The 16,145-nt window shown below is 70.9% G+C and carries 16 protein-coding genes; 9 read left to right on the forward strand and 7 right to left on the reverse strand.

The window, feature by feature from the left end; genetic code table 11:
• Positions 1–8: 8 nt before the first annotated feature.
• Complete coding sequence (locus LSF15_RS09650) at positions 9–467, reverse strand: efflux RND transporter periplasmic adaptor subunit (RefSeq protein WP_232498321.1); 459 nt, start codon at positions 465–467, stop codon at positions 9–11.
• The gene (locus LSF15_RS09655) at positions 464–3,694 is read right to left on the reverse strand and encodes an efflux RND transporter permease subunit (protein ID WP_232498322.1); all 3,231 of its coding nucleotides are present in this window, start codon (positions 3,692–3,694) and stop codon (positions 464–466) included. Before LSF15_RS09655 ends, LSF15_RS09650 begins: the two co-directional genes overlap by 4 nt.
• 352 nt (positions 3,695–4,046) lie before the next feature.
• Between LSF15_RS09655 and LSF15_RS09660 the strand changes: the two genes are divergently transcribed.
• Genes LSF15_RS09660 through moaA form a run of 5 tightly spaced genes read left to right on the forward strand, consistent with a single transcriptional unit; the run spans position 4,047 to position 8,409 of the window.
• Positions 4,047–4,454, forward strand: a complete 408-nt coding sequence (locus tag LSF15_RS09660; protein WP_232498323.1) for a TOBE domain-containing protein — start codon at positions 4,047–4,049, stop codon at positions 4,452–4,454.
• The gene (gene modA, locus LSF15_RS09665; protein ID WP_232498324.1) at positions 4,451–5,278 is read left to right on the forward strand and encodes a molybdate ABC transporter substrate-binding protein; all 828 of its coding nucleotides are present in this window, start codon (positions 4,451–4,453) and stop codon (positions 5,276–5,278) included. The genes LSF15_RS09660 and modA overlap by 4 nt, the downstream gene beginning before the upstream one ends.
• The gene (locus LSF15_RS09670) at positions 5,275–6,132 is read left to right on the forward strand and encodes an ABC transporter permease (protein ID WP_232498325.1); all 858 of its coding nucleotides are present in this window, start codon (positions 5,275–5,277) and stop codon (positions 6,130–6,132) included. Before modA ends, LSF15_RS09670 begins: the two co-directional genes overlap by 4 nt.
• Positions 6,129–7,259 (forward strand): ABC transporter ATP-binding protein, encoded by a 1,131-nt coding sequence (locus tag LSF15_RS09675; protein ID WP_232498326.1) that lies wholly within the window; start codon positions 6,129–6,131, stop codon positions 7,257–7,259. The genes LSF15_RS09670 and LSF15_RS09675 overlap by 4 nt, the downstream gene beginning before the upstream one ends.
• 40 nt (positions 7,260–7,299) lie before the next feature.
• Positions 7,300–8,409, forward strand: a complete 1,110-nt coding sequence (gene moaA, locus LSF15_RS09680; RefSeq protein WP_308188455.1) for a GTP 3',8-cyclase MoaA — start codon at positions 7,300–7,302, stop codon at positions 8,407–8,409.
• An 82-nt stretch (positions 8,410–8,491) separates the two neighbouring features.
• Here moaA and LSF15_RS09685 read toward each other — a convergent pair whose 3' ends face one another.
• Positions 8,492–9,043, reverse strand: a complete 552-nt coding sequence (locus tag LSF15_RS09685; protein ID WP_232498327.1) for a TetR/AcrR family transcriptional regulator — start codon at positions 9,041–9,043, stop codon at positions 8,492–8,494.
• Between the two features lie 63 nt (positions 9,044–9,106).
• On the opposite strand from LSF15_RS09685, the gene LSF15_RS09690 reads away from it, so the two are divergent.
• On the forward strand, positions 9,107–10,033 hold the full coding sequence (locus LSF15_RS09690) for an alpha/beta fold hydrolase (RefSeq protein WP_232498328.1): 927 nt from the start codon (positions 9,107–9,109) through the stop codon (positions 10,031–10,033).
• A 22-nt stretch (positions 10,034–10,055) separates the two neighbouring features.
• On the opposite strand, the gene LSF15_RS09695 is transcribed toward LSF15_RS09690, so the two are convergent.
• The 4 genes from LSF15_RS09695 to LSF15_RS09710 all read right to left on the reverse strand — a co-directional run bounded on the left by LSF15_RS09695 (position 10,056) and on the right by LSF15_RS09710 (position 13,741).
• Positions 10,056–10,469, reverse strand: coding sequence for a molybdenum cofactor biosynthesis protein MoaE (locus LSF15_RS09695; RefSeq protein WP_232498329.1), 414 nt, complete (start codon positions 10,467–10,469; stop codon positions 10,056–10,058).
• A 26-nt stretch (positions 10,470–10,495) separates the two neighbouring features.
• Positions 10,496–11,659 carry a ThiF family adenylyltransferase gene (locus tag LSF15_RS09700; protein WP_232498330.1) on the reverse strand — a complete coding sequence of 388 codons (1,164 nt, stop codon included), beginning with the start codon at positions 11,657–11,659 and terminating at the stop codon, positions 10,496–10,498.
• 75 nt (positions 11,660–11,734) lie between these two features.
• Complete coding sequence (locus LSF15_RS09705; protein ID WP_232498331.1) at positions 11,735–13,180, reverse strand: HNH endonuclease signature motif containing protein; 1,446 nt, start codon at positions 13,178–13,180, stop codon at positions 11,735–11,737.
• 69 nt (positions 13,181–13,249) lie between these two features.
• Positions 13,250–13,741, reverse strand: coding sequence for a DUF6194 family protein (locus tag LSF15_RS09710; protein ID WP_232498332.1), 492 nt, complete (start codon positions 13,739–13,741; stop codon positions 13,250–13,252).
• Positions 13,742–13,784: 43 nt separating this feature from the next.
• Between LSF15_RS09710 and LSF15_RS09715 the strand changes: the two genes are divergently transcribed.
• From LSF15_RS09715 to LSF15_RS09725, 3 genes are read left to right on the forward strand one after another with little or no spacing between them, the layout of a single operon-like run.
• A complete protein-coding gene (locus LSF15_RS09715; protein WP_232498333.1) occupies positions 13,785–14,522 on the forward strand; it encodes a MerR family transcriptional regulator in 738 nt (245 codons plus the stop codon).
• Positions 14,523–14,570: 48 nt separating this feature from the next.
• The gene (locus LSF15_RS09720) at positions 14,571–14,819 is read left to right on the forward strand and encodes a MoaD/ThiS family protein (protein ID WP_232498334.1); all 249 of its coding nucleotides are present in this window, start codon (positions 14,571–14,573) and stop codon (positions 14,817–14,819) included.
• Positions 14,820–14,834: 15 nt separating this feature from the next.
• Positions 14,835–16,130, forward strand: a complete 1,296-nt coding sequence (locus LSF15_RS09725; RefSeq protein ID WP_232498335.1) for a molybdopterin molybdotransferase MoeA — start codon at positions 14,835–14,837, stop codon at positions 16,128–16,130.
• The last annotated feature ends 15 nt before the right edge of the window (positions 16,131–16,145 follow it).

A 16,145-nucleotide genomic window follows, 5' to 3' on the forward strand; every position in this document is an offset into this window, starting at 1 on the left:
CGTCGCGATCAGTGCGCAGTGTCGAATTCCGCACCGAAGAGCTCGGCAGCGCCGAGCGTCACGACGCTCGTGCCCGGCTCGGGGCCCTCTGAGAGGTGGGCGGTCTCGCCGTCGATGCGGTCGACCACGACCGCCGCCCGGATGAACACCTCGGGTTCGGTGGTGGTGTACACCCACGTGTCGCCGTCGTGATCGTAGATCAGCGCAGCGTAGGGAACCGTGAGCCCGCCATCACCCGCTTCGACCTCGGCGGTCTCGAGTCCGAGCCGTTCGATGGCCTGGGGTGTCAGCGTGAGACTGCTGAGCTCCTCCGTGATCTCCTCCTTGACGGCCGGCTCGGGTCCGGCTGCGGCACCGGCCTCGGTGACCTCCGCGCACCCGGCGAGGCTGAGCGTCCCCCCGACGATGGCGAGTGCTGCGAGCACCGTCGCGGCCACCCGCCGGACCTTCAGCGTTGCATCGTTCATGACGGTTCCTGCCTCCATTCCGCCACTGGAGCATTCAAGTTCACGAGCGAACTGTCGGCGGTCTTCGTGCCGCCCCAGGCGAGCACGAGCAGCGGCAGAACGACCAGGGCGACGAGGATCGACGTCACCGTGCCGCCCCAGATGACGGCCGCCACCGGGAGCACGGTCTCGAAGCCGACCGTGCCGCCGAAGAACGCGGGCGGGGCGAGCAGCGCAACGGATGCCACGAGCGCGATCAGCGTCGGGCGGATGCGGGCGCCCGCGGCGGCCCAGATCGCCTTCGCGGGAGATTCGGCCTGCCCGGCGGCCATCGCCGTCTGGTAGGCGCCGATCAACATTCCCGCTTCGCGCACGGCGAACGCGAGTACCGGTACGAGCGCGATGACGAGCACGAGCGAGTCGAGACCGCCGGAGAGCCACGCGCCGACCAGGCCGCCGGCGAGCGCCAGCGGAAGCGTCAGCAGCGCGATCGCGCCGAGCCGCCACGACCCGAGCATCGTCTGCAACAGCACGAGGACGACGATGGCCGCGGCCGCGAGCAGCCACCACGTGAGCTGGCCCGAGGCCTGCTGTTCGCGGTACTGCGGCGGGACCTCGGCGTGGTACTCCACGGGGAACTCGACGTCGGCGATCGCCGCACGCACATCGGCCTCGACGTCGGCGAGGCTGCGTCCCTGCACGTCGGCGGTGATGTTGATGCGCCGATGGGTGTCGTCGTGCCGGATCACCGCGAGGTTCGGGCTGACGCGCACGTCGGCCACATCGGAGAGCGCGACGGTTTCGCCGCCCGGCGTGTTGATGATGAGGTTCTCGACGTCGGTGAGGCTGTGTCGGGTCTGCTCGGTGCCCTTGACGACGACCTGGAAGACCTTCTGCTCCTCGAACATGTAGCCGACCTCGAAGCCCTGCAGTACCGCGGCCGCGGCTCGGCGCACATCGCCGGGCTTCACGCTGTACTGCTTGGCCTTCTCGAGGTCGACCTCGATCTCGGCGATCGGCTGCAGGAGATCCTGCTGGATCGTCGGTTCGACGAGCCCGTCGATCCCGCTCATCGCGGCCTGAAGCTCGGCGGCCTTCTCGCGAAGGATGTCGATGTCGATGCCGTACACGCGCACCTGGAAGTCGCGCTCCTGTGCGGCGCGTACGCGCTCGAGCTGCCGCTCGGGATACGACATGACGCGATTCGCGAGTCCGGGATACCCGTCGATGACCTGCTGCACGTCGTCCTTGACCGCGGCGTAGTCGGCGCCGTCGTCGAGCGTGACCCAGATCTCGCTGCCGCTGACGTCGGACTCGGTGTCCGATGTGATGGCACGGCCGACATGACCGCCGACCGCCGCGACGCCGGACAGGGTGCGCAGCTCATCCGCCGCGCGTGTCGTGATACGGCTCATCTCGTCGTTCGACGTTCCGGCGACGGAGTCCCACTCGACCAGGATCGTCCGGTCGGCCACCGACGCGAGCACGGGCGCGCTCGAGGTCGTCAGCGGGATGGTTCCGAGTGCGAGCACGCCGAGCACGACGGCTGCGAGCGCGGCGATCCAGCCGCCTCGCCCGGCGGAGGCTCGTTCCATCGCACCTGCGTACTTCGTCGTCATCCCTGCCACCGCGGTCGATTCCTTCGGCGCCTCGGCGTCGTCCTTGCGCGGCAGCAGCAGGCTGGCGAGCGCCGGCGTCACGGTCAGCGCCACGATCATCGCGACCAGGAGGGTCACGAGGTAGGCGATCGCAACCGCCCGCAGGATCTCACCGTTGAGACCCGCGATGAAGAAGCTGGGGGCGATCGCCACGGCCGACACGAGGGCGCCGAACAGCGCGGGCAGGCGTGAACGGCGAAGCGCGGTGGCCAGGATGCCGGTTCGCTGGGCGACCGCGTCGGCCGACGCGTCAGCATCGGTGGCCGTGGGCGCGGCACTCCCTCGCGGTGGGCGCGGAGCGGTGCCCCGCGTGCGCAGCGAATCGAGGTCGGCGACGGCATCGCCGACGGCGACCGTGAGCGCCAGGGCGAGTCCGACGAGGGTCATGGTGTTCATGACGGCGCCGGTGACCTGCAGCGTGAGGGCGGCGGCCGTGCCCGAGACGAGGACTGCCAGCGCGGCGATCAGCGCGTACCGCCACGAGCCGAGCCCGAGCCCGATCACGAGCGCGACGAGCAGCAGCCCGACGAGCGCGGCCCATCCGAGTTGGCCGGCCGCGGTCTCGAGGAACGTCGCCGGCTGGAACACGGTGGTGTCGGCCTCGATGCCGGCGAGCCCCGGTGCGAGGTCGGCCATGGCGGCCTCGATGCCGCGGGTGACCTCCAGGACATCCGCCTCGGGGAACTTCTCGATGACGATGAGCAGGCCGGGCCCATCCCCGGTGATGGCGTCGCCGATGAGCGGTTGGTGGTCTTCCCGCAGGTCGGCGACGTCTGCCAGCGTGAGTCTCTGCGGGTTGCCCTCGATGACGACTTTGCCGAGGTCTTCTGGAGTCTGGATCGGGAGCACGTGCTGGATGCCGATGCGCTGGTTGGCGGATTCGATGAAGCCGCCGGTGCCCGGGGTCGATGCCTCGAGGAAGCTGAGCGGCGAGACCCACACCGCGTTGCCGGCGGTCTCGATGACGTCATCGAGGGTCACGCCGGCGGCCTCGAGCCGTTCGGGTTCGACCTGCACCTGGACCTGCTGCTCGCGCTGTCCCCAGGTCGAGACGTTGGCGACGCCGGGAACACCCATCAGCACGGGCTTCACCGTCCATCTGGCGAGCACCGACATGTCGATGAGCGACACGTCCTCGGACGTGAGTTGGATCATCATGACGCGACTCGTCGACGACAACGGCTGCATCAGCACGGGCGGCGCCGACACGTTCGGCAGTGCGTGTGCCTGCGTGAGCCGTTCGGCCACGAGTTGGCGCGCGCGCAGGAGATCGGTGCCCGGCTCGAACACGAGCTCGATCGACGAGAGGCTGGGAACCGAGACCGAGCGGATCTCGTCGAGCCAGGCCACGCCGTTGAGCAGGTCCGCCTCCATGGGGCTCGTGATCAGCTGCTCGACCTCTTCGGCCGACAGGCCGAGCGCCTCGGTCTGGATCTCGACGTGCGGTGGCGCGAACTCGGGCAGGTTGTCGACCGCCATCGTCGGCAGGCTGACCACTCCGAACGCGAGCACTCCCGCAGCCACGGCCGCGACGAGCAGCCGGAATCGCAGGCTCCAACGCACCAGCCACGAGATCATGACGTCCCCCACGCCTGCGCCTGGTGCCGCGTCGGCGTTGCCGGCAGCACCCGCGCTCCCCTGAACCTCCTGTGCAGACCGCGTCAACCGCGAGTCTCGCCGCGTGGATCGCCAAGATGTACCGGCGGCCGCGCGCCGTGCATGCTCGATTTCCGAATGGTGCCGCGCTGGAAACTGAGCAATCGTCGTCAGTGTGGCACAGCCGGTCGGGCAGTACAACTTCTTTGGTTGACGAAATCGGTATCGATAAGTTAGGATAGCCAACCCTACATCCGGATGACGCTTTCCAAGGCGCTTCCACCGTTTCGCCGATTCGGGCGATCTTCGCTGTTCTTTCCGCAGATGCGGTCGTATTGTCGATTTCATGACGCACTATCGGATCAGTGAGGCAGCGGCGCTCGTCGGCGTCAGCGACGACACGATACGTCGATGGCTGAGAGATGGCCTCCTTAAGGGGGGTAACGACGAGGCCGGGCGACAGGTCGTGCCCGGCGATGAACTCGCGGCACGCGCCGTCGCGATCGCCGCGACCGTCGACGACCGCAGCCCGGTGCGACGCAGCGCCCGCAACCGATTCGTCGGCCTGGTCACGCGCGTCGAGATCGACGGGTTGATGGCCCAGGTCGAGCTGCAGTGCGGCCCGCACCGCGTCGTGTCGCTCATGTCGGCCGAGGCCGCACGCGACCTGCGCCTCGAGGTCGGCTCACGCGGCGTCGCCGTGGTCAAGGCGACCATGGTCGTCATCGAGACCGACGAGGAACCTCGCGCATGAGACATCCGATCGTTCGCTCGACGCTGCCCGTCGTGTTCGCCGCGCTCGCACTGACCGCGTGCTCGGGCCCGGCAGGCGACGCCGGGTCCGAGTCCGGCGAGCCCACCGCGGCGCCCGGCGAACTCACCGGAGCGCTCACGATCTACGCGGCCGCCTCGCTGAACGCGGCCTTCGACGAGCTCGCCATCGCCTTCGAGGCGCGGCACCCGAACCTCGACGTGCTGCCCATCACCTACGACGGGTCGTCGGTGCTCGTGACGCAGCTCATCGAGGGGGCGCCGGCCGACGTCCTCGCCTCGGCCGACGAGCGCAACATGAAGAAGCTGGTCGATGCCGGGCTCACGCTCGAGCCCGTGGACTTCGCGACGAACGTGCTCACGATCGCCGTCGCGCCCGGCAACCCCCTCGGCATCGAGACGCTCGACGACCTCGCCGACGGCGCGACCGAAACCGCCGACGGGCTCCCGATCACCGTGGTGTTGTGCGGCCCCGAGGTGCCGTGCGGCGACGCGGCCCAGTCGCTCTTCGCCGAAGACGGCATCACGGTGACGCCCGCGAGCGAGGAACAGAACGTGTCGGCCGTACTCACCAAGGTGGGCCGCGGCGAAGCCGACGCCGGGCTCGTCTACGTCACCGACGTCGAGGCGGCCGGCGGCGAGGTCGACGGAATCGAGATCGAGAATGCGGATGCCGCGACCAACGTCTACCCGGTCACGGCGCTCACCGACGCGGCGAACCCCGAGGCGGCGAGCGCGTTCGTCGAATTCGTCACGTCGGAGGAGGGCCGGGCGGTGCTCGCGTCGTTCGGCTTCGGGACGCCATGACGGCGTCTTCGCCCGCGGGCGTCACGGCCCGTGCGAGTGAGACCCGTCGTGACGATGCCGCTGCGGCGCGACGCTTTCCACTGTGGCTGTACCTCCCGGCCGCCGTCGGCGCGGCGGTGCTCGCGCTGCCGCTCGTCGCCCTGCTCGTCCGCCTCGACTGGACGCAGGTGCCCGCCGCGGTCGCCTCACCCGCCGCACTGCAGGCGCTCACCCTCTCACTCGCCACCGCCGCGATCGCGACGGGCGTGTGCATCGTGCTCGGCGTTCCGCTCGCCATGGTCATCGCCCGCAGTTCGAAGGGCATCGCCGCGGTGCTGCGTACCCTGACCACGCTGCCGCTCGTGCTGCCGCCGCTCGTGGGCGGCATCGCGCTGCTCGCGCTGCTCGGGCGCAACGGCCTGTTCGGCGAGACGCTCGGCGTGCTCGGCCTGCGCATCCCGTTCACGACCGCCGCGGTCGTGATCGCGCAGACGTTCGTCGCGCTGCCGTTCCTCGTGATCACGGTCGAGGGGTCGCTTCGCACGGCCGGCACCCGCTACGAGACGGTCGCGGCCGGCCTGGGTGCACGCCGCTTCACGGTGTTCCGGCGCATCACGCTGCCGCTCGTGGCCCCCGGCCTGATCGCCGGCACCGTGCTGTGCTTCGCACGCGCGCTCGGCGAGTTCGGGGCGACGGCGCTGTTCGCGGGCAACTCGGCCGGCATCACCCGCACGATGCCCTTGGCCATCTACACGGCGTTCAACGGCGCCGGCGTCAGCGAGGACACCGCGATCGCGCTGTCGCTCATGCTCGTCCTCGTGGCGGTCGCCGTGCTGGTGCTCATGCGCAGCTGGCGTGAGGACGCCCCCCGATGACCGGCACGAACGGCGGGGAGCTCGACGCCCGGGTCGTCGCCGAGGTCGGCGACTTCAGGCTCGACGTCGAGGTCGCGGTCGCGGCATCCGAGGTACTCGCGGTGCTCGGCCCGAACGGCTCGGGCAAATCGACGCTGCTCGCCGCCATCGCCGGCCATCACCCGCTCACCGCCGGTGCCGTGCGCATCGGCGAGCGCGTGCTCTCGCGCACCCCCACGATCGACACAGGCGCGATCGACGCGGGCGCCGCCGAGGTCGACCTGGCCGAGCGTTCCGTGGGCCTGCTCGGCCAGCACCCGCTGCTGTTCCCGCACCTGACCGCGCTCGAGAACGTCGCGTTCGGCCCGCGCGCGCAGGGCATGGCGAAGCGCGAGGCTCGCGTCGCGGCATCCGACTGGCTCGACCGCGTCGGTCTCACCGGGCTCGAGCGTCGACTCCCCTCCGCGCTCTCGGGCGGCCAGCAGCAGCGGGTCGCGCTCGCCCGCGTCCTCGCGGCACAGCCCGACGTGCTGCTGCTCGATGAGCCGTTCGCGGCGCTCGACGTGCAGACGGCCGCGGCGATGCGCCGACTCGTCGCCGAGCAGCGTTCGACGCTCGGGATCCCGACGCTGCTCGTCACGCACGATCCGCTCGACGCGATCGTGCTCGCCGACCGCGCCGCCATCCTGCACACGGGGCGGATCGTGCAGCAGGGGCCGACCGCCGAGGTGCTCGGGCACCCGCGCACGCCGTTCGCTGCCGCGCTCGCGGGGGTCAACCTGCTCACCGGCGTCGCGATCGCGCGCGATGCCGTGCGCGTTGCGGGTGCGAGCGGGCCGATCGCGCTGCGTGGCACGGGCGAGGCGCTGCGGGTGGGCACTCCCGCCTCGGTCGTGTTCAGTCCGGCGTCGGTGCATGCGCGAGCCGCGGCATCCGCTGACCCGTCGCAATCCGCCGACAACGCCTGGTTCGGCGCCGTCGCGTCGCTCGAGCCCGCCCGCGGCGGCGTGCGCATCGTGACCGACGAGCACCCCGACCTCGCGATCGACGTGCCGTCGACCGCCGCCGTCGCCCTCGACCTGAGCACCGGCTCGCGGCTCGCGTTCCACGTCGCGCCGGCCGACGTCTCGGTGCGCACGCACTCATGATGCGGTGTTAGCGTAGACGCCACCGAAGAGGGGGTGACCCGTGACCACCCTGCTGCCCGTGCGCGCAGTCCCAGCGCCCGCGAACGGCGCGCCGCGAGCCCGCCGCCTGCCGTCGACCGGCGCGATCACCGATGCGTTCTCCCGGCCGATGCGCGACCTGCGCATCTCGGTGACCGACCGGTGCAACTTCCGGTGCGTGTACTGCATGCCGAAGACGGTCTTCGGGCGCGACTACGCGTTCCTCGAGCACGACGAGCTGCTGAGCTTCGATGAGATCACCCGGCTCGCCGGTGTGGCCGTCGCGCACGGGGTGCACAAGCTGCGGCTCACGGGCGGCGAACCGCTGCTGCGCCGCGGCATCGAAGGGCTCATCGAGCGCCTCGCCGCGCTGCGCACGCCCGATGGAGAGCCCGTCGAGATCGCCATGACCACCAACGGCTCGGCGCTCGCGGTCAAGGCCGAAGCGCTCCGGGCGGCCGGGCTCGCGCGGGTCACTGTGTCGCTCGACTCGCTCGACGACGCCGTGTTCCAGTCGATGAACGACGTGCGGTTCCCGGTCGACCGCGTGCTCGCTGGCCTGCGGGCCGCGCACGACGCCGGGCTCGGCCCGATCAAGGTCAACATGGTCGTCAAGCGAGGGCTGAACGACCACGAGGTGCTGCCGATGGCGCGACACTTCAAGGACTCCCCGTTCACGCTGCGGTTCATCGAGTACATGGACGTCGGCACGTCGAACGGCTGGCGGCTCGACGAGGTCGTGCCGTCCGCGGAGATCGTCGAGCTCATCGGCGCCGAGATGCCGCTCGAGCCCATCGGCGCCACGGCCCCGGGCGAGACCGCCGCCCGATGGCGCTACGTCGATGGAGGCGGCGAGATCGGCGTGATCTCGAGCGTCACGAACGCGTTCTGCGGCTCGTGCAACCGGGCGCGCATCTCGACCGAAGGCAAGCTCTTCACGTGCCTGTTCGCCTCAGAGGGGCACGACCTCCGGGCGCTGCTGCGGGGCGGTGTCGACGACGACGGGCTCGCCGCGGCGATGGCCTCGATCTGGGGTGCCCGCGACGACCGCTACTCCGAGGTGCGCGCAACGCTCACGCCCGAGCTTCGGGCCGCCCGGCCGAAGCCAGAGATGTCGTACCTGGGCGGCTGACGCCGCGATCCCCATCTTTCTCCGCCGTGCGCGCGCTCCGCGCCCTCACCAGGGCGACGACTGCACACTCGACACGTTCGATTCACTGATCGGCGAGCGCGCGCACGGCGCGTTCGATGGGCGGGCGCAGGTCGAGCGTCGGGTCGATCGTGAGGCGGTGGAACACGAGTCCATCGCTGATCGCCATGAGCGCCCGCGCCGACTGCACCGGATCCGGCACACCGGCGGCTGCGGCGAGCTGCTCGCCGAGGCGCTCGAACTCGCGCCGCTGTCTCCGGTGCAGCTCGTTGAGGTCGGGGTCGGCGGCGAGCTCGAGGAAGAGGGCGTAGCGAGCCCGGGTACGTGCGGCGTGCGGGCCGGTCTGCGACTCGAGCAGCGCGGTGAGCAGCTCGATCAGTGCTTCGGCATCGGTGGGAATGGGCATGAGCGCCGGGTCGAGTTCGGCCCGTTCGCTCACCGCGATCCAGTCGACGATGCCGGCGAGGAGCGACCGCCGGGTACGGAACCAATTGGAGGTGGAGCCGGCGGGAAGCCCTGCACGTGCATCGACCCGAGCGTGGCTGAGCGCCCGGATGCCCTCGGTGCCGAGCAGCTCGACGGCCGCCTCGAGCGCCCGTTCTCGGGTCGCCGCCATGGACACCCCTTCCAATCGGGAGTACTATAAACATAGTAGTCCGAACGTGACGAGGGGGTCATCATGGACACGCCAGAACTCCGATCCCGCCCCGACGATGCGCGGCCACACGTCGCGAGCACCGCCACATGGGCGCCGCCGCTGCCCGAAGCACCGGGCTTCGCTCACCAGGTCGTCGAGACCACGGGGCTGCGCTCGCACGTCGCGACCATCGGCGAGGGCGAGCCCGTCGTGCTGCTGCACGGTTTCCCGCAGCACTGGTGGCAGTGGCACCAGGTCGCACCCCGCATCGCCGCGGCCGGCTACCGCGTGATCTGCCCCGACCTGCGCGGTGCCGGCTGGACCGAAGCCGACGAGCGCGGTATCGAGCGTGAAACGCGACTGCACGACCTGCTCGACATCCTCGACGCACTCGGCCTCGAACGCGCACACGTCGTCAGCCACGACATGGGGGCGATCACGGCGCTGCAGCTCACGTACACGCACCCCGAACGCGTGGGGCGAGCGGTTCAGCTCTCGATTCCGCCAGGATTCATGTCGTTCAGCCCCCGCCTCCTCCCCGCGTTCCGGCACATGCCGAAGCTCATCTGGCATCGCCCGGGCAACGCGCTTCGGGGCGTATGGTCCGATCCGTACTGCGCGAAGGTCACGCCCGACGCGACCATCGACGCCCACCTCGCGCCCATGCAACGTCGCGAGATCGACGACGCGGTTCGCCCGCTCTACCGTGGCATGGTCATTCCCGAGGCGATGCGGCTCGCCCGGGGCGAGTACCAGCGGATGCATTTGACCATCCCGACACTCGTCGCCTTCGGCCGGCACGACACGAGGTTCAACGAGCCGCTCGTGCGTCGCCTCTGCGAGAACCCCGACCGGTACGCCGACCGGATGGAGTTCGTCTTCGTCGAGAACGCGGGCAAGCTCCTCCCAGACGACGCACCCGACGCGGTCGCCGAACTGGCGCTCGACTTCTTCGACCGCGACAGCTGAGTTCAGCGCGAACCTGTCGGGCTCAGAGCCCGACCCACTCCGACACGCCGTCGGTGAAGTGCTGCCGCTTCCAGATCGGCACCTGCTGCTTGATCAGGTCGACGAGGCGTTCGCACGCGTCGAACGCCTCGGCACGATGCGGGGCGGATGCCGCTGCCACGAGCGCGACGTCGCCGATGCGCAGCTCGCCCACCCGATGAGCGGCCGCGACGGCGAGCCCGGTGTCGTCGGCGATGCGTCGCACGCACTCGGCGAGGAACCGCTCGGCCTCAGGATGGGCCTGATAGTCGAGCGCGAGCACGTCGCGCCCGGCGTCGTGGTTGCGTACGACCCCGAAGAACATCACGACCGCTCCGCTCGTGTCGGCCTCGACGGCGGCACGCACGGCCGCCTCGTCGATGGGCTCGGCGGTGACGACGGCCGGGTTGGGGTTCATGCGTGCCTCTCGCGTGGTGATCAGGGTCAGCGGTGCACGAGTTCGCCGGCCACCGACGAGAACGCGTCGATGCCGCCGGCCAGGTACATGACGTCGCCGTGTCCGCGTTCGCGCAGGAGTCGCGCCGCGCGCCGCGACCGGGTGTCCTGCTCGCAGTAGACGACGAGCGCACCCGCGCCCGACGTGGGCTCGGCGCCGGAGGCGAGCTCGCCGATCGGCACGAGTTCGCTTCCGCTGATGCGCCGCAGCGCGGCCTCGACGGGTTCGCGCACGTCGAGCAGCCGCAGCGGCTCGCCGCTGCGCATGCGGCGCAGCAGTTCGGCCGCCGAGATCGGGGGCGCGGATGCCTCGGCCTGCGCCGCGCTCGCGGCGTCATCGACCCCGCAGAAGACCTCGTAGTCGATGAGCGAGGTGATCGCCGGGGCATCCGCAATGCGCTCGTACTCGATTTCGCGACTGCGACCCGAGAGCGCGTCGATCGTCGCCACCCGGCCCAGCAGCAGTTCGCCGATGCCGGTGACGATCTTGACGACCTCGTTCGCCATGAGGGCGCCGACGGTGGCGCAGAGGGTCGGCAGCACCCCGCCGAGCTCGCACGAGAGCACCTCGTCGGGCGCCGGGGGCACCGGGAAGACGTCGCGGTAGGTGGGGCCGTGCTCATGCCACGAGAGGCCGACCTGGCCGTGGTAACGCAGGATCGCGCCCCAGACGAGCGGCACGCCCTCGAGCAGGGCGGCGTCATTCGTGAGGTATCGGGTGGGGAAGTTGTCGCTGCCGTCGACGACGAGGTCGTAGCGCGCGAGGATGTCGCGGATGTTCGCCGCCGTCAACCGTTCGGCGTGGCGCACCACCCGGCATTCGGGGTCGATCGCGGCGACGGCATCGGCGAGCGAGTCGACCTTCGGCCGGCCGACGTCGGCGAGGCCGTGACTCACCTGGCGGTGCAGGTTCGAGAGCTCGACGACGTCGTCGTCGGCGAGTCCGATCGTGCCGACGCCCGCGCCCGCGAGGTACGGGACGAGCGCACTGCCGAGCCCGCCCGCGCCGACGACGAGCACGCGCGCCGCGGCGAGCCGGCGCTGCGCGAGCTCGCCGAACCCGGGCAGCATGATCTGGCGACTGAACCGGGCGATGCGCTCAGGGCTGAGCGGTGCCGACGGCTCGACGAGCGGGGCCGGGCGTGCGCGCATGCCGCAATTGTACGTTCGGCGCGAGGCCGGCGCGGCGATCTGGCGCACCCGGCCCACGCCGGCGCACCCGACCACTCAGAAGTTCGGTTCATCGGGCGATGGGCCCGGCGCGAGTTCTGGTGGCGGATCAGGGATCGGATTCGCCGCATGCGTCAGGCGCGTGGCGCCGGCTGGGGATGTCCACTCGAGGGTGCCCGCGCTGGTGTGACGCACCGACCACGCGGTTTCGTGCTTGAGGTGGTGATGCGGCCCGCACAGATGCGCGAGATTGTCGAACGCGGTGCGGCCTTCGTCGGCCCAATCGATGGTGTGGTCGATGTCGCTGCGCCGTGCGGAGCGGTTGCAGCCGGGGAATCGACAGGTACCGTCGCGGACCTGCAGCCATTGCGCAAGGTCGGCCGGGGGCCGGTAGCTGCGGCGGTCGACGTCGAGCACAGTGCCCGACACCGGGTGGGTCAGGATGCGGGTGAACGACGGCGCCCGAGCGGCGAGCCGCCGCGCGGTTTCGGCGTCGACCGGGCCGTAGCCGTCGAGCAGGGCGGGCGCGTCGGACTCGCCCATCAGGGTGAGCACCGGGACGGTCAGGTGCACGCTCGGACGCACCCGGGCCACCGCGTCGGCGAACGCGGACTCGTTGCCGAGGGTGCCGTAGAGCAACAGGTCGCGTGCTGCGTCGGCACGCACCTGATCGGCGGTGAGCTGTTCGGCGCGGACCCGCACGATGCCGTCGCTGTCGATGCGCCCGCCGTGGGGGTGGATGCTGCGCTCGGGCTCGGCGGCGAGGGCGGGTGCGCTGGTCTCGTGATTCGCGCGGGCGACCCGGTCGAGTCGGTCGAAGATCAGCTTGGCGTCGTCGGCAGGGAGGAATGCGTGCAGCCATGCCATGCCGTCGGCGGCCGCCTCGAACTCGACGCGCCGCTTCGCGCGTGCCGTGCGCTGCCGCTCGGCGAGGGACTCGGACACGACCTCGTCGCGCACCTGCCGGGCCTTGCGGCGCACGGTCGCGGCTGTGTTCGTCTTCGCGTACTCGGCGAGCAGGGCGTCGAGCTTCGCCACCGCGTCACGGTCGTCGCCGAGGTCGCTGGTCTGCTCGACGATGACCCGTGCGTGCGCCAAGCTGATCGCCCCGTCGCGCATCGCGGCCAGCGTCGCGGGCAGCCGGGTCGAGAGCGCCGCAGCCTCGTCGAGTTGCCGCTGCATCGTGCTCTCGGGCACGTGCAACGCGGTCGCGAGCTCGGCGGTCACGCTGCGGTGCGCCATCTCGCGCCGCCGTTCGGGTGTCAGGGATGCCGCGACGAACGCCTCGGCGGCGCGCACCGCGTACCTCACCGTGAGGAACAGCACATCGACCCGCATCGCCGCGTTCATCGCCTCGACTCGCTGCGCCTGCACCGACGCCCCGATCAGCTCGGCGAGCCCGTCTTGCGCGATCGCATACGGCGACCGATCATCGAGCGACGCCACCGCGCGAGAACCCTCGGAATTGCCAGCTGATCTGGCATTCGAGGGTTCATCGCTCATGGATCGAGTCTACCCGGTTTCGCATGTTTGTTCTATACTTGTCGCTCCGAATCTGAGTTGCATACGTACTCATCTTCCCTCAAGTGGGCTCGTCGACCGACGCTCCACTCGTCGGCGATCGTCAGAATGTGCCTCACGCAGCAGCGCCAGCGCCGTCGCCGTCGTTCGGGCGCCCGGATTGACGATGGCGACCCACCCGAGCGATCCGTACACGGGGTGCGGAAGGATCACGTCGGGCATCGAGAAGTCGCCAGCCGAGAGATCCTGAGCCGTGAAGTCGTGCGGCGTCACCCCGGTGAGTTCCGCGAATCTCGCCGTGCCGACGTGGATGTTCAGCCTCCAGCGGCCGGCCGGATCGAGGTTCGACAGCGTGTCGTCGGGGTAGTCCTTGGTGACGATCGTCGCGAAGGGCTGCCGGTTGCTCGGGATGGAACCGTCGGGCGAGGAGTAGAAGAAGTGGTCGCCCCACGCGATCTCGGGGAACTCACCTCCGGGTTCGGGGGCGAGCTCCAGCACGCCGTCGAGGGCTCGCACGGTTTCGAGGATCGGCTTCATACTCATAGTTGAAGTGTGAGGTTGAAGTGGTTATGGAGGGTTCCCGACCGTGACCGTGGAGCAATCCCACCCCGGCCGGCTGACGACCGCGACGCTCGCACGCGTGTCGGGATACTCGGTGCAGCAGGTGCGCGACCTCGAACGGCTCGGTGTCATTCCGCCTGCTCGCCGTGCCGCCAACGGGTATCGGCAATTCTCCTCGATCCATATCCTCGCGTTGCGTGCGTACCGCAACCTCGCGCTCGCCGTCGGACCCGTGCAGGCACGCCAGGCTCAGCGGGCGGTCCGCGAGCTGCCGATCGACCCCGCTGCCGCACTCATCAGCTCGTTGCACGTCACGCTCACCCGCGAGCGAGACGGGGTCCTGGCGGCGTTGCGAGCACTCGATCAGATCAGTGCGGAGTCGATGGCCGATCCGTCCCTCGCCGCCGACGACGACGCGATGACGATCACCGAGCTCGCCGGCGCGCTCGGGGTGCGATCGTCCACCCTCCGATTCTGGGAGCAGCAAGGACTGGTCACGCCTGAGCGTGTGACCCGGATGAACGCACGGCGATATCCGCTCTCTGCGATCCGAGAGGCGAGGATCACCGCTGCGCTCCGGGCCGGCGGCTACCGCATCCCCGAAGTCCGAGGGCTGCTGCACTCCATACGCGAGCTCGACGTCGACGACCCGCGTGCCGCCCTTCACGAGCGACTCGACACCGTCGCGATGCGGACACTGGCGCTGCTGAGAGCGGGGACCGACATCGCTGCCCTCGTCACCGCCGAGCGCACCGCCCGCTGACCGATCGGGTTCCCGTCAACCTCGTCGCGCGCGGGGTAGCATCTTGCCATGGCGCTCGTGACCGTTCGGTACTTCGCGGCGGCCGCGGAGGCGGCCGGCGTCGAAGAAGAGCGGCTCGAGTTCGCCGACACGGCAACGCTCGGCGCGCTGCGCGACGAACTCGTCTCGCGCTACGGCGCGTCGATGGAACGGGTGCTGCGCTCGGGTTCGTTCCTGGTCGACGGCACGGTGCGGCGCGAGGCGGGTCATCCGCTCGCCGACCGCGTCGACATCCTGCCGCCGTTCGCCGGCGGCTGAGCCTCGGAGTCGAAGATGCGCACGTTCGTCGAACACCAGCGCGCGGTGCGCGAGCTGCTCGCCCCACTGCACTCGTCGCTCGAGGCGGCCGAGGGCGCCGAGGTACTCGCACTCGACGCCGTCTCGGGGCCGCACGGCCGGGTGCGCGCGCACGGTCGCGTGCTCGCCCATGACGTGATCGCCCCCGGCGACCTTCCCGCGTTCGCGAACTCGCAGATGGACGGGTACGCGGTCGCCTCCGCCGACCTCGCGGCCGCCCGGCCCGAGCAGCCCGTCGAGTTGCCCGTCGGGCGCACGACCGCCGCCGGCGACCCGATCCGCACCCACGCCCGCGGCACCGCGTCGCCCGTGATGACCGGCGCAGCCCTACCCCACGGCGCCGACGCCGTCGTGCCGGTCGAGGCGGCGGATCCCCCGCGATTCCGCGGACTCGGCGGCAGCGCCCACGACGTGCAACCGGGCACGACGGCGCGCTTCGCGCACCCCGTCGCCGCAGGCACGTTCGTACGCGCGATCGGCACCGACGTCGCCCGCGGCGCCGTGCTGCTGCCCGCGGGCGCTCGCCTCGGACCCGCCCAGCTCGGCACGCTCGCGGCGGCAGGCATCACCGAGGTCGCGGTACGCCGCCGCATCACGGTGCTGCTGCTCTCGACCGGCCACGAGCTGCGCGCGGCAGGCGCGCCGCTCGAGCCCGGGCAGATCCACGATGCGAACACGCCGATGCTGCGCGCCGCCCTCGACGAGGCCGGCGCGCTCGTGCGCGACACCCTGACCCCCGACGACCCCGAGGCTGTCGTCGACGCGCTCGAGGGCTCGGCCGGGCTCGTCGACCTCGTGATCACGACGGGCGGCGTGAGCGCCGGTGCGTTCGAGGTCGTGCGCGACGCGCTCGCGGCGCGGGGTGTCGAGTTCGTCAGCGTCGCCATCCAGCCGGGCGGCCCGCAGGGGCTCGGCCGGGTCATCCTGTCGCCGGGGACCGCCGGCGTGCCCGTCGTGACGTTCCCCGGCAACCCGGTGAGCGCGCTCGTCTCGTTCGAGCTGTTCCTGCGCCCCGTGCTGCGCGCATTCGCCGGGCTGGCCCCCGACCGCCCTCGCGCGCACCTCAAGCTCGCGCATGCCGTGAACTCGCCGATCGGCAAGCACCAGGTGCGTCGCGGTGTCATCGACGGCGACGGCGCGGTCGAGGTCGGCGCGCCGAGCTCGCACCTGTTGCACGCCTACGCGAACGCGACCGTGCTCGTGCACCTGCCGGTCGGCATCGACGCGCTGCCCGCGGGCGCGCTCGTCGACGTCTGGAGGATCGATGACTGAGACGCGCCCGGCGCG

Source organism: Agromyces humatus (assembly GCF_021228295.1).
In the GTDB taxonomy this organism is placed as follows: Bacteria; Actinomycetota; Actinomycetes; order Actinomycetales; family Microbacteriaceae; genus Agromyces; species Agromyces humatus.

Excerpts from the sequence above, each read along its gene's own strand:
- LSF15_RS09650 (WP_232498321.1), bottom strand. The coding sequence starts at position 467 with ATGAACGATGCAACGCTGAAGGTCCGGCGGGTGGCCGCGACGGTGCTC.
- LSF15_RS09660 (WP_232498323.1), top strand. The coding sequence starts at position 4,047 with ATGACGCACTATCGGATCAGTGAGGCAGCGGCGCTCGTCGGCGTCAGC.
- modA (WP_232498324.1), top strand. The coding sequence starts at position 4,451 with ATGAGACATCCGATCGTTCGCTCGACGCTGCCCGTCGTGTTCGCCGCG.
- LSF15_RS09670 (WP_232498325.1), top strand. The coding sequence starts at position 5,275 with ATGACGGCGTCTTCGCCCGCGGGCGTCACGGCCCGTGCGAGTGAGACC.
- LSF15_RS09675 (WP_232498326.1), top strand. The coding sequence starts at position 6,129 with ATGACCGGCACGAACGGCGGGGAGCTCGACGCCCGGGTCGTCGCCGAG.
- LSF15_RS09685 (WP_232498327.1), bottom strand. The coding sequence starts at position 9,043 with ATGGCGGCGACCCGAGAACGGGCGCTCGAGGCGGCCGTCGAGCTGCTC.
- LSF15_RS09690 (WP_232498328.1), top strand. The coding sequence starts at position 9,107 with ATGGACACGCCAGAACTCCGATCCCGCCCCGACGATGCGCGGCCACAC.
- LSF15_RS09695 (WP_232498329.1), bottom strand. The coding sequence starts at position 10,469 with ATGAACCCCAACCCGGCCGTCGTCACCGCCGAGCCCATCGACGAGGCG.
- LSF15_RS09700 (WP_232498330.1), bottom strand. The coding sequence starts at position 11,659 with ATGCGCGCACGCCCGGCCCCGCTCGTCGAGCCGTCGGCACCGCTCAGC.
- LSF15_RS09705 (WP_232498331.1), bottom strand. The coding sequence starts at position 13,180 with ATGAGCGATGAACCCTCGAATGCCAGATCAGCTGGCAATTCCGAGGGT.
- LSF15_RS09710 (WP_232498332.1), bottom strand. The coding sequence starts at position 13,741 with ATGAGTATGAAGCCGATCCTCGAAACCGTGCGAGCCCTCGACGGCGTG.
- LSF15_RS09720 (WP_232498334.1), top strand. The coding sequence starts at position 14,571 with ATGGCGCTCGTGACCGTTCGGTACTTCGCGGCGGCCGCGGAGGCGGCC.
- LSF15_RS09725 (WP_232498335.1), top strand. The coding sequence starts at position 14,835 with ATGCGCACGTTCGTCGAACACCAGCGCGCGGTGCGCGAGCTGCTCGCC.